The sequence below is a fragment of the Stenotrophomonas sp. 10L48 genome (assembly GCF_056395105.1).
In genome coordinates, this window is sequence record NZ_JBFTIX010000015.1 from 55,163 (window position 1) to 80,515 (window position 25,353).

General features: G+C 67.5%; 19 protein-coding genes, 1 other RNA gene and 1 pseudogene. 7 read left to right on the plus strand and 14 right to left on the minus strand.

The features are described from left to right. Positions 1 to 4: 4 nt before the first annotated feature. The 9 genes from murG to mraZ are packed head-to-tail and all read right to left on the minus strand — an operon-like array spanning position 5 to position 9,910. Complete coding sequence (murG, locus tag AC1DCU_RS19175; protein ID WP_032974909.1) at positions 5 to 1,093, minus strand: undecaprenyldiphospho-muramoylpentapeptide beta-N-acetylglucosaminyltransferase; 1,089 nt, start codon at positions 1,091 to 1,093, stop codon at positions 5 to 7. Continuing rightward, positions 1,090 to 2,409 (minus strand): putative lipid II flippase FtsW, encoded by a 1,320-nt coding sequence (gene ftsW / locus AC1DCU_RS19180; RefSeq protein ID WP_025876590.1) that lies wholly within the window; start codon positions 2,407 to 2,409, stop codon positions 1,090 to 1,092. The genes murG and ftsW overlap by 4 nt, the downstream gene beginning before the upstream one ends. Continuing rightward, positions 2,409 to 3,494, minus strand: coding sequence for a phospho-N-acetylmuramoyl-pentapeptide-transferase (gene mraY / locus AC1DCU_RS19185; protein WP_025876592.1), 1,086 nt, complete (start codon positions 3,492 to 3,494; stop codon positions 2,409 to 2,411). The genes ftsW and mraY overlap by 1 nt, the downstream gene beginning before the upstream one ends. After that, a complete protein-coding gene (locus AC1DCU_RS19190) occupies positions 3,484 to 4,878 on the minus strand; it encodes a UDP-N-acetylmuramoyl-tripeptide--D-alanyl-D-alanine ligase (protein WP_032974908.1) in 1,395 nt (464 codons plus the stop codon). The genes mraY and AC1DCU_RS19190 overlap by 11 nt, the downstream gene beginning before the upstream one ends. After that, a complete protein-coding gene (locus AC1DCU_RS19195; protein WP_282280492.1) occupies positions 4,875 to 6,383 on the minus strand; it encodes a UDP-N-acetylmuramoyl-L-alanyl-D-glutamate--2,6-diaminopimelate ligase in 1,509 nt (502 codons plus the stop codon). The genes AC1DCU_RS19190 and AC1DCU_RS19195 overlap by 4 nt, the downstream gene beginning before the upstream one ends. Beyond that, positions 6,380 to 8,224, minus strand: a complete 1,845-nt coding sequence (locus AC1DCU_RS19200; RefSeq protein WP_025876598.1) for a peptidoglycan D,D-transpeptidase FtsI family protein — start codon at positions 8,222 to 8,224, stop codon at positions 6,380 to 6,382. The genes AC1DCU_RS19195 and AC1DCU_RS19200 overlap by 4 nt, the downstream gene beginning before the upstream one ends. Next, a complete protein-coding gene (ftsL, locus tag AC1DCU_RS19205; RefSeq protein WP_025876599.1) occupies positions 8,221 to 8,484 on the minus strand; it encodes a cell division protein FtsL in 264 nt (87 codons plus the stop codon). Before ftsL ends, AC1DCU_RS19200 begins: the two co-directional genes overlap by 4 nt. Continuing rightward, positions 8,481 to 9,449, minus strand: coding sequence for a 16S rRNA (cytosine(1402)-N(4))-methyltransferase RsmH (gene rsmH / locus AC1DCU_RS19210; RefSeq protein WP_025876600.1), 969 nt, complete (start codon positions 9,447 to 9,449; stop codon positions 8,481 to 8,483). Before rsmH ends, ftsL begins: the two co-directional genes overlap by 4 nt. Before the next feature lie 14 nt (positions 9,450 to 9,463). Further along, on the minus strand, positions 9,464 to 9,910 hold the full coding sequence (mraZ, locus tag AC1DCU_RS19215; protein ID WP_025876601.1) for a division/cell wall cluster transcriptional repressor MraZ: 447 nt from the start codon (positions 9,908 to 9,910) through the stop codon (positions 9,464 to 9,466). Positions 9,911 to 10,234: 324 nt separating this feature from the next. Here mraZ and AC1DCU_RS19220 point away from each other — a divergent pair, with 324 nt between their 5' ends. Both AC1DCU_RS19220 and AC1DCU_RS19225 read left to right on the plus strand, forming a co-directional pair. Next, positions 10,235 to 11,023: an NRDE family protein gene (locus AC1DCU_RS19220; RefSeq protein ID WP_282280491.1), complete on the plus strand. Its 789-nt coding sequence runs from the start codon at positions 10,235 to 10,237 to the stop codon at positions 11,021 to 11,023. A 270-nt stretch (positions 11,024 to 11,293) separates the two neighbouring features. Continuing rightward, the gene (locus tag AC1DCU_RS19225) at positions 11,294 to 11,773 is read left to right on the plus strand and encodes a DM13 domain-containing protein (RefSeq protein ID WP_032974905.1); all 480 of its coding nucleotides are present in this window, start codon (positions 11,294 to 11,296) and stop codon (positions 11,771 to 11,773) included. 217 nt (positions 11,774 to 11,990) lie between these two features. Here AC1DCU_RS19225 and rnpB read toward each other — a convergent pair. The 3 genes from rnpB to rsmI all read right to left on the minus strand — a co-directional run bounded on the left by rnpB (position 11,991) and on the right by rsmI (position 14,167). Beyond that, an RNA gene (gene rnpB, locus AC1DCU_RS19230) (RNase P RNA component class A) lies at positions 11,991 to 12,342 on the minus strand. 115 nt (positions 12,343 to 12,457) lie between these two features. Further along, the gene (locus AC1DCU_RS19235; RefSeq protein ID WP_282280490.1) at positions 12,458 to 13,222 is read right to left on the minus strand and encodes a PDZ domain-containing protein; all 765 of its coding nucleotides are present in this window, start codon (positions 13,220 to 13,222) and stop codon (positions 12,458 to 12,460) included. A gap of 126 nt (positions 13,223 to 13,348) precedes the next feature. After that, positions 13,349 to 14,167: a 16S rRNA (cytidine(1402)-2'-O)-methyltransferase gene (rsmI, locus tag AC1DCU_RS19240; protein ID WP_025876607.1), complete on the minus strand. Its 819-nt coding sequence runs from the start codon at positions 14,165 to 14,167 to the stop codon at positions 13,349 to 13,351. Between the two features lie 81 nt (positions 14,168 to 14,248). Here rsmI and AC1DCU_RS19245 point away from each other — a divergent pair, with 81 nt between their 5' ends. From AC1DCU_RS19245 to AC1DCU_RS19260, 4 genes are all read left to right on the plus strand, one after another. Next, positions 14,249 to 15,970 (plus strand): penicillin-binding protein activator, encoded by a 1,722-nt coding sequence (locus AC1DCU_RS19245; protein ID WP_442252224.1) that lies wholly within the window; start codon positions 14,249 to 14,251, stop codon positions 15,968 to 15,970. Beyond that, the gene (locus AC1DCU_RS19250) at positions 15,960 to 16,328 is read left to right on the plus strand and encodes a YraN family protein (RefSeq protein WP_442252223.1); all 369 of its coding nucleotides are present in this window, start codon (positions 15,960 to 15,962) and stop codon (positions 16,326 to 16,328) included. Before AC1DCU_RS19245 ends, AC1DCU_RS19250 begins: the two co-directional genes overlap by 11 nt. Positions 16,329 to 16,438: 110 nt before the next feature. Then, complete coding sequence (locus AC1DCU_RS19255) at positions 16,439 to 17,083, plus strand: metal-dependent hydrolase (protein WP_333622213.1); 645 nt, start codon at positions 16,439 to 16,441, stop codon at positions 17,081 to 17,083. Beyond that, the gene (locus tag AC1DCU_RS19260; RefSeq protein WP_478013618.1) at positions 17,080 to 18,465 is read left to right on the plus strand and encodes an FAD-binding oxidoreductase; all 1,386 of its coding nucleotides are present in this window, start codon (positions 17,080 to 17,082) and stop codon (positions 18,463 to 18,465) included. Before AC1DCU_RS19255 ends, AC1DCU_RS19260 begins: the two co-directional genes overlap by 4 nt. Positions 18,466 to 18,562: 97 nt before the next feature. Here the strand turns inward: AC1DCU_RS19260 and AC1DCU_RS19265 are convergent, their stop codons facing one another. Both AC1DCU_RS19265 and AC1DCU_RS19270 read right to left on the minus strand, forming a co-directional pair. Then, on the minus strand, positions 18,563 to 20,584 hold the full coding sequence (locus tag AC1DCU_RS19265) for an acyltransferase family protein (RefSeq protein ID WP_442252221.1): 2,022 nt from the start codon (positions 20,582 to 20,584) through the stop codon (positions 18,563 to 18,565). A 166-nt stretch (positions 20,585 to 20,750) separates the two neighbouring features. Beyond that, on the minus strand, positions 20,751 to 23,963 hold the full coding sequence (locus tag AC1DCU_RS19270) for an autotransporter family protein (protein WP_478014258.1): 3,213 nt from the start codon (positions 23,961 to 23,963) through the stop codon (positions 20,751 to 20,753). 315 nt (positions 23,964 to 24,278) lie between these two features. On the opposite strand from AC1DCU_RS19270, the pseudogene AC1DCU_RS19275 reads away from it, so the two are divergent. Further along, a pseudogene (locus tag AC1DCU_RS19275) lies at positions 24,279 to 25,353 on the plus strand (autotransporter outer membrane beta-barrel domain-containing protein); the annotation flags it as partial.

Here is a 25,353-nt window from a genome sequence, read left to right on the forward strand (position 1 = left end):
TTCTTCATACAGCTTCCTCGAGAATGATATCGGCGATGCGCTCGGCGGCATCGACCTTGGCCAGGGCACGCGCGGCTTGCGCCATCTGCATGCGGCGGGCGGGATTTTCGGACAGATCACGCAGCAGCGCGGCAATGCCGTCTGCCAGCGTTTCGTCCTGCTTCAGCAATACGGCTGCATCGCGCTCGACCAGGTACTCCGCATTGCGGGTCTGGTGATCGTCGACAGCAGCGGGGAATGGCACCAGCACGCTGCCGATGCCGACCGCGCAGAGTTCGGCCAGCGTGGACGCGCCGGAACGGCATACCACCAGGTCGGCCCAGGCGAAGGCTTCGGCCATGTCGGCGATGAACGGTGTGACCTCGCCCTGCACGCCGGCCTTGGCATAGGCCTCGACTGCTTCGGCATGCAGCTTCTCGCCGCTCTGGTGACGCACCACCACCGGCACCTGCGCACCCAGGCTGGCCAGTGCCTGCGGCACGCCACTGTTGAGCGCGCGGGCACCCTGGCTTCCGCCCAGCACCAGCAGGCGCAGCGGACCGCTGCGATCGGCCAGCCGCTGCTGCGGCGGCGCGACGGCGGCGATTTCGGCGCGCACCGGATTGCCCACGAACTCTTCGCGTGCAGCGAAGGTGCCCGGGAAACCGGTCAGCAGGCGGCGCGCGTAGCGCGACAGGATGCGGTTGGTCAGGCCCGGCGCGCGGTTCTGTTCGTGCACGATCAGCGGCAGGCCGTGCAGGCGCGCGGCCATGCCACCGGGGCCGGAAGCGAAGCCACCGAAGGCGACCACCGCACGCGGCTGGCGATCACGGATGATCAGGCCGGCCGCACGCAGCGCGCGCATCAGGCGCCACGGCGCGGCCAGCAGAGCCAGCTTGCCCTTGCCACGCAGGCCGGTGATGGCCAGCGTATCGATGGCGATGTCGTGCTGCGGAACCAGGCGGGTTTCCATGGCGCCATCGGCACCCATCCAGGTGACCGGCACGCCACGCGCGCGCAGCACGCGGGCCACGGCCAGGCCCGGGAAGATGTGCCCGCCAGTACCACCGGCCAGGATCATCACCGGCCGGTTGTTGTTCTGGGCCGCGCTCATCCGAGCCTCCCGAAGGTGGGTTCGACGCGCGACTGCAGGCGGCTGGTGCCACGCACGGCGGCCGGCTCGGCCGCGGCCGGTTCGGCAGCCATCGGCACGTTCTTCGCCACCGGTGCAGCAGAAGGCTCGGCGGCGGCAGGCCCGGCTACATCGTCGGCGGCGCCCATGCGCACGGCCTGGCGGCGCTCGGCGCGCTTGAGTTCATAGGACACGCGCAGCAGCAGGCCCATCGCCACGCAGGTCATCAGCACCGACGAACCACCCGACGAAATCAGCGGCAGGGTCAGGCCCTTGGTCGGCAGGATGCCCAGGTTCACGCCGATCGAAACGAAGGTCTGCATGCTGATCCACAGGCCGATGCCGAAGGCGATGTAACCGGAGAAGTGGCGCTTCATTTCCACGCAGCGCATGCCCAGCCAGAAGGTGCGGCCGACCAGCAGTGCGTACAGGGCCACGATCACGCAGGTGCCCAGGAAACCGAATTCCTCGGCGGTGACCGAGAAGATGAAGTCGGTGTGCGCCTCGGGCAGGTAGTACAGCTTCTGCACCGAATTGCCCAGGCCAACGCCGGTCCACTCGCCGCGGCCCACCGCCATCAGCGCGTTGGACAGCTGGTAGCCGTCGCCCTGCTGGTCGGCCCACGGGTCGAGGAAGGAGGTGATGCGGCGCATGCGGTACGGCTCGATGATCGCCAGCGCGCTCATGCCGACCAGACCGATCACCACCGGCATCGACATGCGCGGCATGTTCACCCCGCCCAGCACCAGCATGCCGGCGGTGATCGCCAGCAGCAGGGTGGACGAGCCGAAGTCGGGCTGCAGCAGCAGCAGCACCACCAGCGCACCGGCCACGCCCAGCGGCTTGAGCATCGCCGGCCAGGTCGCGTTGACCTCGTCGCGGAAGCGCACCAGGTAGCTGGACAGCCAGACGATGTAGAGCACCTTCACCGCTTCGACCGTCTGGAACTTGGAGATGCCCAGGTTGATCCAGCGGCGGGCACCGTTGACGCTGCTGCCCAGGCCGGGCACGAACACCACCACCAGCAGCGCGAAGCAGCCCAGCAGCAGCATCTGGTTGTACTGCTCGATGGTCTTCAGCTCGGTACGCGCGGCGAAGATGGCCAATACGATGCCGACCGCCAGGAAGATCAGGTGGCGGTTGAGGTAATAGAACGGGCTGCTCATCAACGCGATCGAGCTGGACGCCACCATCACCACGCCCAGCCCGGTGAGCGCGATCATCGCGCCGAGCAGCCACTTGTCGTAGCTGCCACCGATGGCCTCGAGGCGTGTTGCCTGGTGCGACAGGTCATTCATCAGCGTACCTTCAACGTGGCCAGGCCGATCAGCACCAGCACGACGGAGATGATCCAGAAGCGCACGATCACGCGCGGCTCCGGCCAGCCCTTCAGTTCGAAGTGGTGGTGGATCGGCGCCATGCGGAACACGCGCTTGCCGGTCAGCTTGAACGAGGCGACCTGGATCATCACCGACAGCGTCTCGATGACGAACACGCCGCCCATGATCACCAGCACCAGTTCCTGGCGGGTGATCACCGCGATGGTGCCCAGCACCGCGCCCAGCGACAGCGCGCCGATATCGCCCATGAACACCATGGCCGGATAGGTGTTGAACCACAGGAAGCCCAGCCCCGCGCCGGCGATCGCCGCACAGATGATGACCAGCTCACCGGCGCCTGGAATCTGCGGGATCTGCAGGTAGTTGGCGAACACCGCGTTGCCCGACGCATAGGCGAACACGCCCAGCGCGCAGGCCACCAGCACCGTCGGCATGATCGCCAGCCCGTCCAGGCCGTCGGTCAGGTTGACCGCGTTGGAGAAGCCGACGATCCAGAAATAGGCGATGGCCACGAAGCCGATGCCGGCCAGCGGCAGCGCCACCGACTTGAACATCGGGATGTAGAAGGTCAGCGCCGCCGGTACGTCGGCGGTCTGGAACAGGAAGATGCCCGCAGCCAGGCCGAAGATCGACTGCAGCAGGTACTTCCAGCGCGACTTCAGGCCGTTCGGGTCGCGACGGACGATCTTGATCCAGTCGTCGTACCAGCCGATGGCGCCGAAGCACAGCATCACCGCCAGCACCAGCCACACGTAGCGGTTGCGCAGGTCGGCCCACATCAGCACCGACAGGGTGACGGTGAGCAGGATCAGCGAACCACCCATGGTCGGCGTGCCGGCCTTGGAGAAATGGGTCTGCGGACCATCGGTCCGGATCGGCTGGCCGCCCTTGAACTGGGCAAGCTTGCGGATCATCGCCGGGCCGAGCCACAGCGACAGGAACAGCGCCGTCAACGCGGCAAGGATGGCGCGGAACGTCTGGTAGTTGAACAGCCCGAACAGGCTCTCCAACTGCTGCAACCATCGAGCCAGTTCATACAACATGCGGGGATTCCTCTCCTTGCGCCAGCAGCGCTTTGACAATCGTGTCCATGGCGCTGCCACGGGAACCCTTGACCAGGCAGCGCACGCCGGCGTGCAGCGCTTCCTTCAGCGCCTGCGACAGCGCGTCATGGGTGGTGAAATGATGTCCGCCCTCGCCAAACGCAGCGGCGGCAGCGGCGCTGAGCGGGCCCAGCGCATACAGGCGCTTGAGGCCGGCGGCACGCGCGCGGATGCCCGCCTGTGCATGCAGCGCCTCGGCGTCGGCGCCCAGCTCGCGCATGTCGCCCAGCACCAGCCAGCCCTCTTCCGGGGCGGCGGCCAGTGCGTCGATGGCGGCGGCCAGCGAACCAGGGTTGGCGTTGTAGCTGTCATCCACCAGCACCGCGCCGTTGTGCAGCTGATGGGCGATCTGGCGGCCCGGCACCGGCTGCGCTTCCGCCAGGCCGGTGGCCACCAGTGACAGCTCGATGCCGGCGGCAAGCGCCAGGCTGGCGGCGGCCAGCGCATTGCTGATGTTGTGGCGGCCCGGCAGGCCCAGCACCACGCCCGCCTCGCCCATCGGCGTGACCAGGGTGAAGCGGCTGCCCTGCGCACCGGCGCGGATGTCGCGCGCGGTGACGTCGGCGGTGTGTTCCAGGCCATAGCGCAGCACCCGGCAACGTGCCGGGGTACCGATGAAATGCTGTTCGAACCAGCGCCCGTAGGCATCGTCGGCGTTGATCACGGCCACGCCATCGGCCGGCAGCGCGGCGTAGATCGCGCCCTTGGTCACCGCCACGCCGAGCAGGCTGCCCATCCGCTCCAGGTGGGCCGGGGCGATGTTGTTGACCAGGGCATAGCGCGGGCGCGCGATGTCGGTCAGGTAGGCGATGTCGCCCGGCTTGCCGGCGCCCATCTCGTAGACGGCGTAGTCGGCATCTTCCGGTGCGTCGATCACCGCCAGCGGCAGGCCGATCTCGTTGTTGCGGTTGCCCGGGTTGGCGTAGACCACCTTGTGCGCGTGCTGGGCCACCTGCTGCAGGATCGCCAGCAGCAGGCTCTTGACGCTGGTCTTGCCGTTGCTGCCGGTGATGGCGAACAGTTCGGTCGCGCGGTCGCGCTGCATGCCGGCGGCGATCTTCGCCAGCGCGCGCTCGCTGTCGGCCACCAGCACCTGCGGCAGGTCCAGCGGCAGCAGGCGCTCGACCAGCAACGCGCTGGCGCCACGCGCCTGTGCGTCGGCAGCAAAATCGTGGCCGTCGAAGCGTTCGCCACGCAGCGCCACGTACAGGCTGCCCGGACCAAGGCTGCGGGTATCGTTGCTGACCGCGTCGATGGCCACGTCGTCGCCGTGGATCTCGCCACCGGCCCAGTGTGCGATCAGCGAAAGCAGGGTGCGCTTCATGCGGCGCCCTCCCCGGCCTGAGCGGCCAACACACCGGCCTTCGCAGCCAGCGCGGCGGCCGATACTTCGGTGTCGTCGAAGTCATGCCGCACGCCATTCACTTCCTGATAGGGCTCGTGGCCCTTGCCGGCGATCAGGATGATGTCGCCGGCACCAGCGCGCTTCACCGCCAGGCCGATCGCACGCGCGCGGTTGCGCTGCACGGTCACGGCCGAGGCATCGGTGAAGCCAGCCAGGATGTCGGCCACGATCACGTCGCCGTCTTCGCCACGCGGGTTGTCGTCGGTGACGATGACCTGGTTGGCCAGGCGCTCGGCAATGGCAGCCATCTGCGGGCGCTTGCCGGTATCGCGCTCGCCACCGCAGCCGAACACGCAGAACAGCGTGCCCTGCAGGTGGCCGTGCAGGCTGTCCAGCGCCTGTTCCAGCGCGTCGGGGGTGTGTGCGTAATCAACCACCACGGTCGGCAGGCCGTCTTCGCCGCCCAGGCGGTTCATGCGGCCACGGATCGGCTGCAGTGCCGACAGCACCTCGGCGATGCGCGGCAGCGGATGCCCCAGCGCATGCAGGCTGCCGGCCACGGCCAACAGGTTGTCCACGTTGAAGCGGCCCAGCAGCGGCGACTGCACTGCAGCGCGCTGGCCGTCGATGACCAGTTCGAAACCGATGCCGCGGCCGTCCAGCTGCAGCGCTTCAGCGCGCACGCTGGCACCGTCGGCACCACGCGAGCTCAGGCCAATGGCCTGCACGCCCGCCGGCAGACCGGCGAACAGCTGGCGACCGAACGCATCGTCAAGATTGATGACCGCCGCCTTCAGGCCCGGGCGATGGAACAGCCGCGCCTTGGCCGCGCCGTAGCTGGCCATGTCACCGTGGTAGTCAAGGTGATCGCGGGTGAGATTGGTGAACACCGCCACGTCGTAGTGCACCGCATCCACGCGGCCCTGGTCCAGCGCATGCGAGCTGACTTCCATCGCCACCGCGCCCGCGCCATCGTCGCGCAGCTGCGCCAGCAGCGCATGCATCTGCAGCACCAGCGGGGTGGTGAAACCGGTCGGCTCGACCGCACCATAAAGTCCGGCGCCCAACGTGCCGATACTGCCACTGGGCGTACCGAGCAGGTGCCAGGCCTGGGCCAGCAGCTGCACGGTGGAGGTTTTGCCGTTGGTGCCGGTCACGCCAACCATGGTCATCGCCCGCGAAGGCGCACCATGGAACTGGTCGGCCATTGCCCCCAGACGCGCACGCAGGTCCGGCACGGCGATGGCATCGGCCGGTGCAGGCAGCTCGGCAGGCGCCGGCGCTTCGAAGAGGATCGCGCCGGCACCGGCAGCACGCGCCTGCTCGACAAAACCCAGGCCATGCGCGCCGAAACCGGCGATGGCAACGAAGGCATTGCCGGGGCGCACGGCACGACTGTCCAGCACCAGGCCGGTCAGAACGGGATCATGGCCCGCCAGGGCCACGTCCGGAAGCAACTGCGAAAGCAACATCGAAGGGCTCATTGCGTGCCTCCCGTGGCGGGCGGCACATGGGGGTGCGCGCTGGGCAGCGCGGCATCGAATTCAGCGGCGGCATCCACCGGCAGTGCGGCTTCGGCCGGCGGCACCGGCAGCACCGAGGCCGAATGCCCGATCTTTCCGGACTGCTGGGCAGCCAGCCACGACTGCAGGTCATCCAGCGGCACGTCCATCAGGCGCAGGGTGCCTTCCATCACGTTGTGATAGACCGGCGCCGACACCAGGCCGCCGTAGAACTTGCCGCCCTGCGGATCGTTGATGACGATGACGGTGGCAAAACGCGGATTGGTGGCCGGCACCACGCCGGCGAACAGCGCGTTGTAGTGGCCGCGCTCGTAGCCACCGGGGCCGGTCTTGCGCGCGGTACCGGTCTTGCCGGCCACGCGGTAGCCCAGCACCGCCGCCTGCTTGGCGCCGCCCTGGGTGACCACCGTTTCCATCATCGCCACCACCTGCTTGGCGACGTTCTCGTCGATGATCTGCTGGCCTTCGTTGCGCTGGCCCTTGACGAAGGTCGGCGCGATCAGCTTGCCGCCGTTGGCCAGCGCCGAGTACGCGGTGGCGATCTGCAGCGGCGTGACATTCAGGCCATAGCCGTAGGACATGGTCGTCTTGGTCGCGCCGTCCCAGTTGGCGGGGCGCCGCACGACACCGCCGGACTCGCCGGGGAAGCCACTGTGCGGCACCGAGCCGTAGCCGAAACGGCGCACGCCGTCGTAGAACACCTGGTCGGGCATCTTCGCGGCGATCTTGGCCGCGCCGATGTTGGAGCTGCGGGTGATCACACCGGTGACGTTCAGCACGCCGTTGTTGCGCGGCACATCGCGGATGGTGAAACGGGCAACCTGCATGTAGCCCGGGTTGGTATCGATGATGGTGTCCTTGGTCACCACCCCGGACTGCAGCGCGGTGGCGATGGTCAGCGGCTTCATCGTCGAACCCGGCTCGACCAGGTCGGTCACCGCGCGATTGCGGCGCGTGTCCGGCACCGCGCCGTTGAGCGAGTTCGGGTTGTAGGTCGGCAGGTTGACCATGGCCAGGATCTCGCCGGTGGTCACGTCCATGATCACCATCGAGCCGCCGGCCGCCTTGTTGGCCACCAGCGCGTTGCGCAGTTCCTTGAAGGCCAGGTACTGGATGCGGCGGTCGATGCTGAGGGTCAGGTCCTTGCCCGGCTCGGCCGCACGCAGCAGATCGCTTTCGACCGTCTCGCCCTTGCGGTTGCGGATCACCCGCTTGCCGCCGGGCTTGCCACGCAGCCATTCGTCGAAGGCCAGCTCCAGGCCTTCCTGGCCGCGGTCGTCGATGTTGGTGAAGCCCAGCACGTGCGCCATCGCTTCACCCTGCGGGTAGAAGCGTCGGAACTCGCGCTGTGCGGCCACGCCCGGAATCTTCAGCGCGACCACGCGCTCTGCCTCGTCCGGATTGATCCGGCGACGCAGGTACATGAATTCCTTGTCCGACTTCTGCGACAGGCGGCTGCTCAGCTCGTCCACCGACATGCCCACCGCCTGTGCCAGCTCGGGGATGCGCTCGGGCGAACGCAGCAGGTCCTGCGGGTTCACCCAGATCGAGGCGACCGGGGTGGACACCGCCAACGGCTCGCCGTTGCGGTCGGTGATCATGCCGCGCGAAGTCTTGATCGGCAGTTCGCGCAGGTAACGCGCTTCGCCTTGGCGCTGGTAGAAGTCGCTGTTGATGATCTGCACGTAGGCGGCACGACCCACCAGCGATACCGAGCACAGGCCGAGCGCCAGGGCCACCCAGCGCAGGCGCTGGCGCAGGTTGAAGGCGTTGCGTGGACGGTTGCGGCCGGTCTTGCTCATGGGCGCACCACCACCACGTCGGCGGCTTCGGGGAACTTCATGCCGAGCTTTTCGCGGGCGATGCTGTCCACGCGGTTGGCTTCGGCCAAGGTCGCCTGCTCCAGCTGCAGGCGGCCGAATTCGATGTTCAGGTCATCGCGCGCACGCTCGGCGCGCGACAGCTCGATGAACGTCTGCCGGTGACGGTGACGCACGAACACGACGCCGATCGCCGAGGCCACGGTGCAGGCCAACAGGATGATCAGCAGCAGCCGGCTCATGCATCGGCCTCCCGCTTCTGGGCCACACGCAGCACGGCGCTGCGGGCGCGCGGGTTCATCGCCAGCTCTTCGTCGGTGGCCTTGATGGCGCCGCCGATCAGGTCCAGGGTCGGCACGAAGGCCTGCGCCTCGGGCAGCCGGCGGTTGGCCGGCGGTGCCTTGGCCAGGCGGTTCATGTACTGCTTGACGATGCGGTCTTCCAGCGAGTGGAAGCTGATCACCGCCAGCCGGCCACCGGGCTTCAGGCGCTCCACCGCCGCGTCCAGGCCGGCTTCGAGGTCGGCCAGTTCACGGTTGATGTGGATGCGGATGGCCTGGAAGCTGCGCGTGGCCGGATGGATCTTGTCCTTGCCGCGCGGCATCACCGAGGCGATCAGCTCGGCCAGTTCGGCGGTACGGGTGAACGGCTGCTTTTCGCGGCGGGCCACGATGGCGCGGGCGATGCGCCGGCTCTGCCGCTCTTCGCCGTAGGTCCACAGCACGTCGGCGATCTCGCGATCTTCCACGCGGTTGATCCACTGCGCAGCGCTTTCGCCACTGTCCGGGTCCATGCGCATGTCCAGCGGGCCGTCCTTGCCGAAGCTGAAACCACGCTCGGCCACATCCAGCTGCGGCGAGGACACGCCAAGGTCGAACAGCACGCCATCCAGGCCTTCGGCGGTCTCGTTCCACTGCAGCAGCTGGGCGAAGCTGCCACGGAAGATCGACACGCGCGGGTCCGGCGCGAAATCGCGCTCGGCAACGGCAATGGCTTCCGGATCCTTGTCCATGACCAGCAGGCGTCCCTCGGGACCGAGCTGGGTGAGCACGCCACGTGCATGACCGCCACGACCGAACGTGCCATCCAGATAACGTCCGTTTTCGATCACCCTCAGGCCTTCCAGGACCTGGGTGTACAGGACCGGCAGATGCACCGCCGGCGACTGCGACACCGGAAGGTGACCGGTCTGCGCTTCTGGGCGCATCCGGGCACCCCGGCTCACAACTTCAGGTCGAGCAACCCATCACCCAGATCCTCATCAGACAACGTCTGCTGGATCAGGGCCCGATGCGCCTGCTCGCTCCACAATTCGAATTTGTCGCCCATACCGAGCAATACCGCCTTCTTCTCAATGCCCACCGCACCGCGGTGGCTGGCGGGAATGCTGATGCGACCGTTACCGTCCAGCTCCAGGTGGGCGGCTGAACCGACCAGCTTCTGCTGCAGCAGACGTACGACGCGCTGTGTGTTGGGTTTGGACATGACGTCGTCGCGTACCCGCTCCCATTCCGACTCGGCGTACAGCCACAGGCAGCCGGATTCGAAGGGGTTGTAGGTCAACACGAGACGGTTGTTGCTGACGCGCGCAACCAGGTCGCGGTGAGCGGTGGGAACCGCCATGCGTCCTTTGTCGTCAACTGTGATGGCCGTCTCGCCCTGGAACACGACGCCTGCACCTTATCCTTCGCCCGGTGAAACATTGAACCACGAAAATCCACAAAACACCCGGATTTCCCTCTGATGCCCACCTTAGCAGCGGCCCAAGGGTTGTCAACAACTTTTCAGCAGGGAAATCGCCAGCCGCATCAATGGTTTGCGCCGATGTTTAGAGAGTTGTTCAAGGTTTATCCACAAGTTGCTGATCCGTCTCAATTTTTGAGATTGAACGGAAGTTCAGGGGTGTGGAGGGCGCGTGAAACACGGGCTGCGCATTCATCCGGAACGGGCCGAAAGCGACGTCGGACTGCGCAAACCGGGCACAATGGCGCCATGTGCCTGCTTGCTATTGGCTGGTTGCACCACCCGCGCTGGCGGCTGGTGATGGCCGGCAACCGTGATGAGTTCCACGCCCGCCCGACCGCGGCCCTGGCCCCCTGGCAGGATGAGACGTCGGTCATCGGCGGACGCGACCTGCGCTCGGGCGGCGGCTGGGCCGGGGTGGGTGCCGGCGGCCGGATGGCGGTGGTGACCAACGTCCGCGATCCGCAGGCTTCCCAGACCGGGCCATCGCGTGGCGCCCTGGTGGCCGACTACCTGCGTGGCCGCGATCCGGCGGGTATGCATATAGAACGCCTGGCCGGGATCTCCACTGCCTATGCCCCGTTCAACCTGCTGCTGGCCGATGGCCACAGCCTGGAGTATCTGGGCAACCACCCGGCCGAGCGGCAGACGCTTGGCCCGGGTGTGCACGGCATGTCCAACGGCGCGCTTGATGCGCCCTGGCCGAAGACCCGGCGGCTGATGGATGCGCTGTTGGCGTGGCTGGAGCAAGACGGGGTCGGATCCCTTTCCCAACGGGAAAGGGCGCTGACCCCGGACCTGACCCCACTGTGGGATGCCCTGGCCGATGAACATCGCCCGGTCGACAGCGACCTGCCCGATACCGGCATCGGCCTGGAACGCGAACGCTGGCTCAGCCCCGCTTTCATCCGTGGTGACGATTACGGCACCCGCGCCAGCACCGTGCTGCTGATTGATGGCAACGGCCACGGCGAAATCCACGAGCGCCGCTTTGGTCCGCAGGGCGTACCCAGCGGACAGGGTCACGTCATTTTCTGACTGGAACGGTAGTGCCGGCCGCTGGCCGGCACTCTGGCGCCCGGCGTGTCGTGTTTTCCATCAAATGGGCCGTCGACGGGACAGGTCAAATGCGTCATTCAGCTTCCGGGCGCGACCAATACCCGCTTCTGCCACAAGGGCTTCAGCGTCACAGGCACTCCGCTGTGCCCTTTTCGCCTTCGGCACTGTGTCTATAAATGTCGCCCTCAGCCTCCCAAGGTAGCCCTGCCCGGCGCCATGCCGCGCGATCCACACCCATAAGGAGGCCCCGTGCGCCGCATCCTCATCCTGCTCGCCACCCACCTGCTCACCCTCGGCCTTGGCTTCGGCCTGGGCGTGTATTTGCTGCCCATCCTGATCGCTCCCGATGACCCGCCGCTCGCGCAGGTGCAGGCGGCGATGGCCGACGCCACTTACCACACCACCTTCCGTCGCGACCTCAAAGGCAGTGACGCGGTGCATTGGGCCGAAGGCAAGGTCAGCGTCAGCGCGCGCCAGGTCGCCTTCAACGGCAAGATGGGCCCGGGTCCTGACTACAAGGTCTACCTGGTCCAGGACTTCGTCGACAACAAAGCGGACTTTCTGAAGATCAAGGACAAGGCCCAGCGCGTCGGTGAGGTCAAGACCTTCAACCGCTTCCTGGTGGACGTGCCGGCCAATGTGGACGTGGACCAGTTCACCACCGTGGTGGTGTGGTGCGAGCGCTTCTCGCAGTTCATTTCCGCCGGGCAGTACCGCACGCCGGGTTGAGCCCGGTCATTGTCCCGGTAGTGCCGGCCGCTGGCCGGCAACTTCTGGATCTTCGGGCAGGTCCCGCGGTTGCCGGCCAGCGGCCGGCACTACCAGGTCCACACACCCTGCGTGGACGGCGATAGGTAAATCCACGCCATGCGTGGATGGACGTGGTAGATCCACGCCATGCGGGATGGACGTTGGTAGATCCACGCCATGCGTGGATGGAATGAAGGGGCGGAGCCGGCCGATAAGCCGGGTTCTGTCGTGGACAGTCATTCCTCTAGGCGTTACGTCGCCGCAACGCTCAAGCAACCTACCCGGATCCAACGCGGGCCGCGCCAATGGATCCCTATTTGGTCTTGCTCCAGGTGGGGTTTGCCGTACCGGTCTGTTGCCAGACTCGCGGTGCGCTCTTACCGCACCATTTCACCCTTACCGGCCTTCCGAAGAAGACGTAGGCGGTATCTTTCTGTTGCACTTTCCGTCGGCTTGCGCCGCCCAGGCGTTACCTGGCACCTTGCCCTATGGAGCCCGGACTTTCCTCGGCACCCCCGAAGGGATGACGCGACTGTCTGGCCGACTCCGCCGCGCGCATTCTAGCGTACGCGGGCCCGCCCTGCCGGTTTGATTGCGGCGTGCGGTTCATCTGCCCCAGCAGTAGAGCCACGACACGCGTGGCTGCGCACCGCACCTGCAGGTTCAACGCGCCAGCAGCGCCGCCCGCGATTGGAGCACCAGCCCGATATCCAGCTCCTGCGACGAGGCCCCGGTTGCCAGATCCAGCACCGTGCGGCGCACCTTCAGCTGGATGCGATCACCGGGCGCGTACGCGCGAAGGACCTGTTCGATGCCGTAGGTCGTCGCCACGGCGGTGCCCTGCACCGACAGCACCTCGTCATTTGCCTTCAGGCCGGCCCGCTCGGCGTTGCTGCCGTTGAGCACGTGATTGACCAACGTCCCTCCCGCCATCCCCAACCCCAGCACGGGCCGCAACGCGTCGGCGCGATCATCGACGGCACCGTTGGCCGAGCGCGACATCTCGGTGTGGGCGAGCAGGCGCCCCGCCATACGTTCATCGAAATGCGGGGCCTGCATGGCAAACGCGCCACATTCCAGCACGCCACGCAGCGGCGGCTGCTTGTAGCTGCCGTGCAGCGCCTCGCGCAGCCGCGTCCACTGGCGCGCACTTACATACCGGTGCTGGCTGGCCGCCATCTGCTGGTAGGCCTGCTCGATCGCTTCGCGCGCAGCGGGGTCCACCTGCGGGCAGCCCTCGGCCAGGTCCACGGCTTCCCGTGCGGCGGTGTAGATGACGATCGCGTGGTTGCCTTCCACATACGGGCCCTGCCGCAACTGCACCAGGCCAGGATCGAACAGCTCATAGCCGGTGAAGCCACGCCCCAGATCCGATGGGTCGATCTCCTCGCCCGCCCACGCGTGGGCGGAAACGACCAGAGCCAACACCAGTGAAAGTCCTTTTGCCGACATCGTCCTCATCCTTGTCCAGGGCCACTTCATCCACGCATGGCGTGGATCTACTGCATTCCGGGCTGTTTTCATCCACGCATGGCGTGGATCTCCTTCACCCACTCAACTGCCGTACAACGCCTTGCGCGGTGCGCCGGTCAACTCGGCCGCCAGCTTGGCCGCGGTCGACGGTGGCAGGTGCTCGCTCAGCTTGGCGTAGACGTGCCGGCCATGTGCCAGCTGCGCCTCGGCATCGTCGCCAGCGCCCTGCACCATCACCACGAACTCGCCCTTGCGCTGGTTGTCATCGGCTTCCACCTGCGCCAGCAGCCCGGCCAGGTCGCCATCCAGCACGGTCTCGAACAGCTTGGTCAGCTCGCGCGCGAGCACGGCCGGGCGCTCGCCGCCAAAGATCGCCGCCATGTCGGCCAACGACTCGGTGATGCGGTGCGAGGATTCGTAGAACACCATCGTGCGCACTTCGCCGGCCAGCCCCTGCAGGCGATCGCGGCGGCCGCTGGCCTTGGCCGGCAGGAATCCCTCGAAACTGAAGCGGTCGCTGGGCAGGCCGGCCACGCTCAGCGCAGCGATGGCCGCGCAGGCGCCGGGAATCGGGCTGACCTTGATGCCGGCAGCACGCGCGGCACGCACCAGCCGGAAGCCCGGATCGCTGACCAGCGGGGTGCCTGCATCGCTGACCAGCGCCAGCGACTCGCCCGCCTGCAGCCGCGCCACCAGGCGCTGGGCCAGGGCCTCTTCGTTGTGTTCGTGCAGGGCCACCAGCGGCTGCTGGATGCCGAAATGGGACAGCAGCTGGCCACTGCGGCGGGTGTCCTCGGCGCAGATGGCCGCCACCGAACGCAATACCTCCTGCGCGCGCGGGCTCAGATCGGCCAGGTTGCCGATCGGCGTGGCGACGACATACAGGGTTGGGACACTCATTTCAGCGGTACTCACGGGGCAAGGGTAGAATCCTAGCGTGTACCTGGCCAAGGCCGCTGCCCTCATCGCATGGACCCGATCATGAACAAGCCCGCCGCACGCATCTCTGCCCTGTCGCTGTCGTTGATGCTGCTGGCCGGTTGCGCCACCACCAGCCTCGTCAGCACGCCCGAATCGCCGGCCCAGAGCCAGGCGCTGGCGCTGATTGAACAAGGCAAGCCGCGCGACGCCGCCCTGCAACTGGAAGCGCTGGCCGCGACCCTGCGTGGCGGTGCCCGCAGCAACGCACTGGCCGATGCGGCCTGGGCCTGGCACCTGGCCGGCGACAGCGCACGCGCGCGCAGCCTGCTGGGCCAGGTGACCGCCCGCCAGCTGACCGGCGCCAGCCTGCAGCGTTACCAGCTGGCCAGCGCCGAGCTGGCGCTGGCAGACAAGCAGCCGGCGCAGGCACTGGCCCTGCTGAAGGATCATGCCGACAACGTGCACCCAAGCCTGCGCACGCGCTGGTCGCTGGCCCGCGCCAGTGCCCTGCAGGCCACCGGCGATGCCTTTGGCGCCGCCACCGAACGCGCCCGTGCGCATGCCGGCCTGACCGGCACCGCGCGCAGCGAGAACCAGGCCGCCATCTCCGGCCTGCTCGGCACCCTCGACGATGCCACCCTGCGCAGCCGCGCCGCCGCCTTGCCGGCCAATGACCCGCTGTACAACTTTGCAGGCCGTGCACTGATCGCCCGTGGCCTGCCGCTGCCGCGCCCGTTCGATCGCGATGGCGCCGCCCAGTTCGACACCAGCAAGCGCCCGCCGGCGATGAGCGATGGCTACCGCCCGCCGGCCAAGCTGGCCGTGCTGCTGCCGCTCAGTGGTCGCCTGGCCACTGCCGCACAGCCGGTGCGCGATGGCCTGCTCAGCGCCTACTACGGTGAAACCCGCCGTCGTCCGGAGGTCAACTTCTTCGACACCGCCGGTACCCCGGCCGGTGCGCTGGCCGCGTATGACAAGGCCGTGGCGTCCGGCGCCGACTTCGTGGTGGGCCCGCTCGGCCGCGACGAGGTGGATGCCGTGTACGGCCGCCAGCAGCTGCCGGTACCGGTCCTCGGCCTGAACCGCGGCAAGGATGCACCGCCCGCCGGCAGCGCCGGTTTCTCGCTGGCACCGGAGGACGACGGCATCGTCGCCGCCGAATACATGCGTGGCCGCGAGCGCAGCAAGGCGCTGGTGATCAACAGCAGCGACGACACCGGCCGTCGCGCCGCAGCCGCCTTCGCCCAGCGCTTTGCCCAGCGCGGCGGCAGCGTCGCCACCACCATCGCGATCAGCGAAACCGTGGGGGATGTCAGCGCGCAGGTGCGCAACGCTGGCGCGGTCGATGCTGTGTTCCTGGCCGTACGTGCACCGCAGGCCCGCCTGCTGGCCCCGCAGCTGGCGCTGGCCGGTGCCGGTGGTGCCACCCGCGTGGGTACCTCGCAGCTGACCACCGGAAGTGGCAAGGTCGAAGAAGACGTGGCGCTGGACGGCATCATCTACCCGAACGAAGCCTGGAACGTGCGCAGCGTGTCCGGCGTGCCGTCCGCTGCCCAGGTCACGCAGACCCTGCCCAGCGCGCGCGGCGCCGCCAGCCGCCTGTTCGCCTTCGGCGCCGATGCGTGGAAGATCAGCGCCTACCTGGACAAGCTGGCCACCGAAGGCGGCCTGGACGGCGCCACCGGCACGCTGTACCTGGACAGCAACGGCAACATCCTGCGCCAGCCGGCATGGTCGACCTTCAGCGGTGGCCGGCCGATGCCGATCGCCGGTGGTCGCTGAGCACCTGCAACGTGGCTCGGCGGTGGAAGCCGCCGCCGAGCAGCATCTGCAGCAGGCCGGGTTGCGGCCGCGCGCACGCAACGTGCGTTATCGCGGCGGTGAACTGGACCTGATGATGGATGACGCCGGCACCGTGGTGTTCGTGGAAGTGCGCTACCGCGCACGACAGGACTTCGGTGGCGGCGCGGCCTCGGTCGATCCGCGCAAATGCCGGCGCCTGATCCACGCTGCGCAGCTGTACCTGCAGGAACACCCCGCCGTGGCCGATGCGCCCTGCCGCTTCGACGTGGTTGAAGCCACGGGCGAACCACCGCAGCTGCACTGGCTGCGCGATGCGTTCCGGTTGGATGATTGCTGATGGGTACCGTCCGCTCTGGTAGAGGCCGACCTTGGTCGGCGCTTCTGTGCCAACCAAGGTTGGCACCTACCAGAGCGCAGCCTGGCCGGCACTACCACGGTGCGTGACTGATGCCTTCGATCATCACCCACGCGGCGGTGCCACTGGCGTTGTGGTGCGCTGCTGATCGCGGCCGCATTCCGCCGCGCCTGCTGGGCGCCGGCGTGATCGCGGCGATGCTGCCCGACGCCGATGTACTCGCGTTTGCCCTGCACATTCCCTACGCCGATGCGTTCGGCCATCGGGGGGCCAGCCACTCGTTGCTGTTCGCCTGCGTGCTGGCGGCGTTGGCGGCGGTGTTGGCGTTCTTTGGTAGCCGCCGACCTGGGTCGGCGCCGCTCAGCTCCGGTAGTCGCCAACCTTGGTTGGCGGTGCTGTGCCAACCAAGGTTGGCACCTACCACGGCAAAGCCAAGGTTGGCATCTACCGTACAAGCGGCGGTGTTCGTGTTCGTCTGCGCCGCCAGCCATCCGCTGCTGGATGCGTTGACCTCCGGCGGCCTTGGCGTTGCGTTGGCCTGGCCCTGGAGCGAACACCGCTTCTTCGCGCCCTGGCGGCCGATCCGCGTGTCGCCGTTCGCGCCGCAGTTCTTCAGCGCGCGCGGCCTGGCCACCCTGCTGTCGGAACTGCGCTGGGTGTGGCTGCCGCTGGCCGGCGCTGTCATCGCCTGGAAACTGATTCACCCCGCCCCCGCTGCCCCACGAGATCTGTCATGAGTACTGCCCTGCCCTCCGCATTGGTTGCCGAACTGTCCGCCCTGCTGGGCAGCGACGGCTGGCGCATGGATGACGGCGCACTGGAGGCGAACGCGCAGGACAACTCATGGCGCCACCAGCGCCCGGCTGCGGTGGCACTGCCGGCAGACATCGAACAGGTGCAGGCGCTGGTGCGTGCCTGCCGCGCGCATGGCGTGGCCCTGGTCGCGCGCGGTGCGGGCACCGGCACCACCGGCGCCGCCGTGCCAGTGCCCGGCAGCATCGTGCTGTCGTTCACCCGCATGGATCGAATCCTCGAGATCCGCGCCGGTGACCGCTGCGCGGTGGTGCAGCCGGGCGTACTCAACGGAACGCTGCAGCAGGCACTGGCACCGCACGGCCTGTTCTGGGCACCGGACCCGTCCAGCGCCGAGATCTGCAGCATCGGCGGCAACCTGGCCTGCAATGCCGGTGGTCCGCGCGCGGTGAAGTACGGCACCAGCCGCGACAACGTGCTGGGCCTGGTGGCGGTGACCGGTACCGGCGAGGTGATCCGCTGCGGCGGTGCCTACACCAAGGACGCCACCGGCTATGACCTGACCCATCTTCTGGTGGGCAGCGAAGGCACGCTGGCGCTGATCGTGGAAGCCACGCTGAAGCTGACCCCGCTGCCGGTCAGCCAGGCCGGGCTGCGTGTGCTGTACCGCGATGCCGACGCGGCCGCCTCTGCCGTCTCGCGGCTGATGTCGCAGCCGGTCGTTCCCACGCGCTTGGAATTCATGGACGCACGCAGCCTGGAGCTGTTGCGCCTCAATGGCGCAGACGTACCCGAGGCGGGCGCGATGTTGCTGGTCGAGGCCGATGGCGACCACGACACCCTGCCCTATCTGCTGCAGGCATTGGCGACCGCCGCCGAAGGTGACGGCATGATCGCACTGGACGTGGCGATGGAAGGCCGCGCGCGCGACCAGCTGTGGGCCGCACGCAAGGCCTTGTCACCCGCGCTGCGCAGCGTCGCCCCGGGCAAGATCAACGAGGACGTGGTTGTACCGGTATCGCGCATCCCCGATCTGGTAGCCGGCGTGCAGGTACTGGCCCACGACTATTCGCTGACCATCGTCACCTTCGGCCATGCCGGCAACGGCAACCTGCACGTCAACATCCTGTACCACCCGGACGATGCCGACGAGAACGCACGCGCGCATGCCGCGCTGCCGAAGATCTTCGAACTGACGCTGGCGCTGGGTGGCACGCTGTCGGGCGAACACGGCATCGGCCTGGCCAAGCGTGATTTCATGGCGAAGGCGTTCACCGCGGAAACGCTGGCGGCGATGCGCGCGATCAAGGCCGCGCTGGACCCGGATGGCATCCTCAACCCGGGCAAGGTGCTGCCGCCGGCATAGGCCGCGGACAACTGTTGAGCCGAGCCATGCTCGGCTCGCCGCGTTCCGCGCGGGCTTGCGCGAGCGGAACGGAGAGCAGCAAGGCGCGGGCCCGGCGCTACAGTGGATTGTCGCTCGCAATATCGATCAGGGTCTGCCGGAAGCTGGGCAACAGCACGCGATTGCCATGGCCGCTCAGGTGATCGTTGTCGAAGAACAGCGGTTCACCGTCCTGCACGGCCGAGCAGGTATCCGACCCGCACAGCAGCGGCAGCGGATCCCACACGGTCAATGACGGGTAACGCGCGGCCAGCTCGGCCAGCAGTGCCATCTGCGGCGCACGCAGCATATGCAGATCCGCGCGCGACATGCTCAGGCCACCGACGCACGCCGGATTGCTACGGTTGAACCAGTCCGAGCAACGGTAGGCCCCGGCCTTGAACAGCGGCAGCGGTGCATCGATGACCACGTGCACGCCCAGCCGCTGCAGCCGGCCCAGCACACGATCGGCTTCATCGCGTGCCGCCTGCGCATGCGCGGGTGTGCGCTCGGCCAGCAACTGCCGATAAATCTGCTGTGCGTCCTGTTGCTGCCAGTCGAACCCTCGCAGCTCCGGCATGCGCAGCGCCGCCAGCAACACGATGTCACCCGGGCGCGCGTCGCGTTCGATGGCCGACAGGCTGTCCTCGATGAAGTCCTGGCAGTCGGCCGGGCTGGCCCGCAGCAGATTGACGAAGCTGCAGCCGCCGCGATCCTCCTGGCGGATCTCCATCCCGGTCTGTCGCGCGACCATGCTGGTCATCGTGCGGTAGGCCGCCGCATGCGAGTCGCCGACAACAAACAGGCGTCGCCCTTCGAGCGCGGGGGTGCTCACCGCTTCCAGCGGTCGCCACGCCGGGTAGCGGCGCGCCTGCCATGCGTAGCCATCGCGGGTGACGCTGAGCGAGATCTGCTCGTGGTACTCCACCGTCGCCCAGGCACCGGCGCCGCACAGCGCTACCACCGGCAGCGCCATCGCCAGCACCTTCGCCGGCGCGAGCCGCAACAGCGGCAGCGCGCTGCGCAGTGGACGTTCAACGCAATGGTAGGACGCAGCCGACACGGCCAGCAGCAGCACCGGATACAGCCACAGCGCAGCGCCCTGCAGCCCGTAGGTCCAGCGCAGCAGCACCAGCAGTGGCCAATGCCACAGGTACAGCGAATACGACAGGCGCCCCAAGTAGGACAGCGGTGCCCAGCCCAGGGCGCGGCCGACCCGCGATTGGCCATGCCCGGCTACCGCCGCCAACAGCAGCAGGGTGCCGACCACCGTGGCCAGCACACCCGGCACCGGCATCGCCAGTTGCGGCGCGACAAGTACGCCCGCCAGCAGCAGGGCCAGGCCGGACAGTGCGAGCGCGTCCCCGCGCCTGCCGGGACCGCGCGTGCTCATCCACTGGTACAACAGCGCACCGGCCGCCAGTTCCCAGAACCGCGACGGCAGCAGATAGAACGCCGCCGCCGGGGCCGTCTGCGCCTGCCAGGCCGCCCACGCCAGCGACAGCACCGTGAGCGCCGGCAACAGCACACGCGACCACGGCCAGCGGTCGCGGCCGCGCAACCAGACGAAGAACAGCAGCGGGAACACCAGGTAGAACTGCTCCTCCACGCCCAGTGTCCAGGTGTGCAGGAACGGATTGAGCTCCGCGCCGGGCGAGAAGTAGTCATCCTGCTGGCCGGCCAGTACCACGTTGCTGAAACCCACCAGCGCCGCCCAGCCGGTCTGGTCGAACTGCTCGTTGCGCCAGGCGCGGGGAATGAACAGCGCCGACAGCACGAAGGTGGCCATCAGCATCACCAGCAGCGCCGGCAACAGGCGCAGTACGCGGCGCCGGTAGAAATCGAGCAGCAGCGCGCCCAGTGGCATGCCTGCACGCGCAGCCAGCGATTGGCTGATCACGAAGCCGGAGACCACGAAGAACAGGTCCACGCCGGTGAAACCACCGGGCAGCCACGCCGCGTTCGCATGGAAGACGATGACGGCCAGCACGGCCAGTGCACGCAGGCCATCGATGGCAGCGTTGTGGGAGCGTTCGGGGTGAAGCATGCGGGCGACCGTCAGCGAGCGATCCGGCAGCATGGACAGCGCTTGCGCAGTCATTCAATGGACAATCGCGACAGACGTGGACATTGTTCATGTCCAATCCCCGCTCAGCGCGATGGTAGAGCCGAGCCATGCTCGGCGGTTCTGCAGCCAGATCGCTTGGGGTCAGAGCCCATTGCCATGCAATGGGCTCCGACCCCGGCGTCGGCCCTGGCGTCGTTGTTTACCAGGCCATGCGCAGGCCCACCTGGCCGCCCACGTTGCGGTAACCGTGGTCACCGCGCTGCACGCTCAGGCCGCCCCACGCGTTCCAGCGCTGGCCCAGCTTCAGCCCGGCACCGGCCTGCACTTCGTAGCGGTTGCGCGGCACATCCGCGCCCACCGTGTCACCGTTGAACTGCAACGCGCTGGTGCCGCTGCCACGTAGCCAGTTCACGCCCAGGTAGGGCTGCACCACGCTGCCCGCCGCGATGCCGCCACCGAACACGCGCACGCCCACGCGTCCGTTCAGGCCACCGGCATCGGCACGATCGATCACCGTGCCGTTGTGCTCCACATGACGATCGGCGCGGAACTCCGCGTACGACAATTGCAGCTGCGGCTGCAGGTACAGCTGGCTCGACGCCCCCAGCCAGACGCTGAAGGTGTAACCCGCCTCCAGCGACGCGCTGGTCGTGCGCGAATCGTACTGCTCCGGCTCCAGGCCCACGCCCCGCACCCGGTTGTCGAAACGGCCGTACTGCACGTTCGCATCCACATAGGCGCCGTGACTGCCCTCGGCGTCCTGCAGCCAGGTGCCATAAACACCCAGCGCAGTGCCACGCACGCGGCCGGTAGCGGTGTAGCCGGTCAGATCCGAAACGACGCGGTTGTCGGCGAGGCCACTGCCCAGCATCACCCCGAAGGCGGCATTGCCCCGACGCAGCAGATCACTGCCGACCTGCAGAACCGAGGTAGTGCCGTCCCCCGACAGCTGACCACCCACCGCAGTGAAATCGGCATTGCTGCGGCCTACGCGCGCCCACGCAGTGCGCTCGCTGCCGATGGCGCCGGTGCGCTCATGCATGCGGTGGGCAAACATGTTGATGGCGGCCGACTGGTTGGCCAGGTAGACACCTGCCTCGGGACGCAGCACCGGCGGCGGCCGGATCGGGTCCACCGGCCCCACGCCACCTTCCCCGCCGTCTCCCGGGTCTGGCCCCGGGCCGGGATTCACGGCACAGCCCGGCGCAGCCGGATCGTCCTCGCACACATCGAACCACTGCGAACGCAGGTACCAGTTGCCATCGGAAGGATCGGCCAGGCCGCCGTGGAACAGGAAGTACTCGTACGAGCCGCCCACCGCACGGCCTGCCAGCGCGTAGCGCGCCAGCGATGCACCGTCCACGTGGATCAGCTGGATGCCGTCCGCCGTAGGTGCGCCCACTCCACCAATGTTGTTGACCACGACGCTCGCATCACCCGAGGTATTCCCCCGCACATGCAGGAGATCGATCGCACTGTCATCGCCCGCCAGTGCGCCCTGGAACAGGAAGGTGGCACCTTCGCTGTGCAGGTCGCCGTCCACGGTGAGCGTGTTGAAGCGGCCGCTGCCGTCGGACAACGCCAATCCACTGCTGAGCACCTGCAGCCCACTGATCGTGGCATCGGCGGCCAACGTCCACTGGCTGTCGTTTTCGATCGTCATCGTCCGCACCAGATCGGAAGCCCCCTGCCACAGCGAGCCGCCAGCCAAACGTACATGCACATCGGACTGTGGCACCAGGCCGGCGTCCTCGTCCTCGGGCGTGATGACGATGTCGCCGACCATCTGCGAGCCGCCTTGGAGCACCACGTCGAAGCGCCCGGCCACCGCCGCATCCAGTGCCAGGCCGATGCCGTTGCCACCGGATACCAGCGCGCCGTTGGACAGGGTCAGGCCCGCGTCACGGCTGCTGCGCAGCCACACACCACCATGCTGTGCGCTGACCAGCGAGCCACCGTCGATGCTCATGCGGCCGTTGTCATTGACCACCGCTGCCCACGCGCCTTCGCCTTCGGTGCGGACGTGGGTGTTGGTCAGGATCATCTGCCCCGGTCCACCCGAAATGACACCATGCGAGGAGYGGCCCAAGGTGCGCAAACGGCTGCCGGCCAGCGTGACGGTGCCACCAGTACGGGCAATCGCTGCAGCAGATCCATCACCCTGGGTCAGCACATCGGTGTCGATCGCCTCGATGCGCGGGCGGCGGTTTGCATCGTCCTGCGCGTACAGGCCATGGGCAGAGCTGCCCTTTGTACTCAGCGTCGTGCTGAAAATCCGTGCCACGCCGCCACGCACATCCAGCCCGAGCCCGCGATCCCCCTCGGCCGCCACCGACGAATCACGCAGCACCAGCGTGGACTGGTTCGGCATCCAGATGGCGGTGCCGGCAGAGGCCGCAAGCGAGCTGCGTTCCACCGTCACCGTATTGCCGCGCCCGTTGATGTCCAAGGCCCATATCTCGTTGCGCACGCTGCTGCCGCGCAGGACGGCTTCGCTATCCTGCATGAGTCTCAGCCCATAGGTGCCGGACAACACGCTGCCCTGTACAGCCAGGGTGCCACCGGACAGCTGCACTGCGATGCTCTGTGCACCCTGAACGGCGATCCTGCTGTCGACGACATGAGCAGTACCGCCCAGTCCCAGGCCGGTTACCGATCCACCCTGCACGTCGACGTCAACCGCGTGCATTGACAGTGTCGCACCAGGTTGCACCCGAGCGGCGTAACCCGTATTGCCAACGAGACGGATACTCGAATCCCGCAGCACTAAATCCGCTGAGCCGGTCGCCAGCACACCGCTCTGTCCGTTGCCGTCCATCTCGATGTGGACACCGCCCAACGTCGCAGTACCGGCATTTGCATGCAGGCCTGAAGCACCGGCGCGGCTCACCTGCAGTTGCCCCCCCTGCACCTGCAAAGTGCCACCCATCAGCCGCAAGGCATCACCTCCGCTGCTGTGCACCCGCACATCCTCCAGTTCGGCATGGGCATCCTGCACCTGCACGCCATGCGCGCTGTTGCCGGTGGTTTCGATGACCACTCCTTTGGCGCGCAGGCTCGCGCCTGCGGCGACCGATGCCCCTGCGGCGGATATGCCCGTCGTGGTCAGTTTTCCCCCTTCCAGCGAAACCAGGCTTCCGGCGCCCTCGACATGCACCGCGTGCGCTGCACGTCCTTCCGTGGATAGATTCACCGGGCCTGTTGGCAGAATGCGGCCGCCATTGAGGGCATGGAACGCATACCCCGAGGTATCTCCCGGCAGTACCGGCTCGGTGGTGTGGTAGTCGCCTGGCGGGGGCGTCTGGTCATCGCCGTCGGCCACGACCTGCTGTGCGCTGGCGTGACCACTGGTGAACAGGCCAGCGGCCAGGGCAACAGCCAGCACCTGGGGCGCCGGGGTGGAACTCTGCATGGAAAGCACTCCTGAATGGAGGGGCCATGCTCGGCGCTGCTACCGGCCGGCACCATCGAACACATTGCAAAACGCCCGCGGGGCGCTGCCGCAGGGCTGGCTGGCAGCTGAAGGCACCCGGGGTGTCCAGTGCGCTTTACAACTTTTTGCATGGGACGGCCGCGCCTGCGCACACAGACTGCGGCCAAAGGAGACGCGTTCCTTCGCATCCAGCCCCCATCACGGCCACTCAAGCAAAGCCGCCTGACACGGGAGCCGATCCGAATGCCTACGTGGTGGCGCGTGCCTCCCACATTCCCGACACAAGGATCCCCCATGAAGCTCAGCTCCGTCGTTTCCTCGCCTCGCCCGCCGACGCCGCACCGGCTGTTCCGCAGCCTGCTGCTGGCCCTGGCTTCACTCCCCGCCGGCGCTGTACTGGCAGGCGATCTGGATGACCAGGCCGCCGAGGTGGGTGCAGCTGACCCCATCGAGGCCTGGAGGCTCATCAATGGCTCGCAGTTGACGGTCAACGGCGGGCAGACCCAGCACATTCGCGCGGGGGATACGTCCGTGGTGAACCTGCAGAACGCGCGGGTTGTCCGCACCGGTTTGGAGCACCACGCCATCTATCTGTACGGTGAAACCACGCTTGTGGCCAACTCAAGCCGGATCGACGGTGGCGTCTTTATTAGCAGTGGCTACACCTCGGTAACGCTGAAGGACAGTATCGTGGAGGTCGACGCCGACCATCTGGCCCCCGGTGCAACTTCGAGCATCGGCATTGATGCCTCGACCCTGTCGACCTGGGACCCGAAGTTCACTCCCTCGGTCGTGCTGGATGGCACATATGTTCGCGTCGATGACCTCCACTCACCGCCCCGTCCCTTCACCACCGGGACCGGCGCCCGCCTTGTGGTGGGCCAGATGGATATCCTCAATGGTTCACAGGTGGTGGCGGCCAATGTGGGTGCATTGCTGATGGGTGAGCGTGTTGACTCCGGCGCGCTGCGGCTCGACATAAATGACTCCACCCTGCAGTCCGGCCGCGGTGCCGCCATCCAGGTCATCCCACGGTTCGCGAGCACCTATAACATCACCGTAGCCAATGGCTCACACCTGATTGCAGGTGACGGCAACCTGCTACGCGTAGGCCGCGATGGCGCCGTTTCCGGCTCGTTCACCGACGTGAACTTCACCGTGGATGATGCGCGCTTGTCGGGTGATGTCCGCCTTGATTCGCTGTTCGCCACCATGGGTTCGCTGAATGTCGCCCTGCGCAACAAGGCGCAGATCGACGGCCGTTTCATCAATGTCACCCGTGCCGAGATCGACGGCGACAGCACCTGGCTGATGACCGGTGACAGCAACGTCGGTCAGCTCAGCCTCGGCAGAACCGGCACCGTGGCAC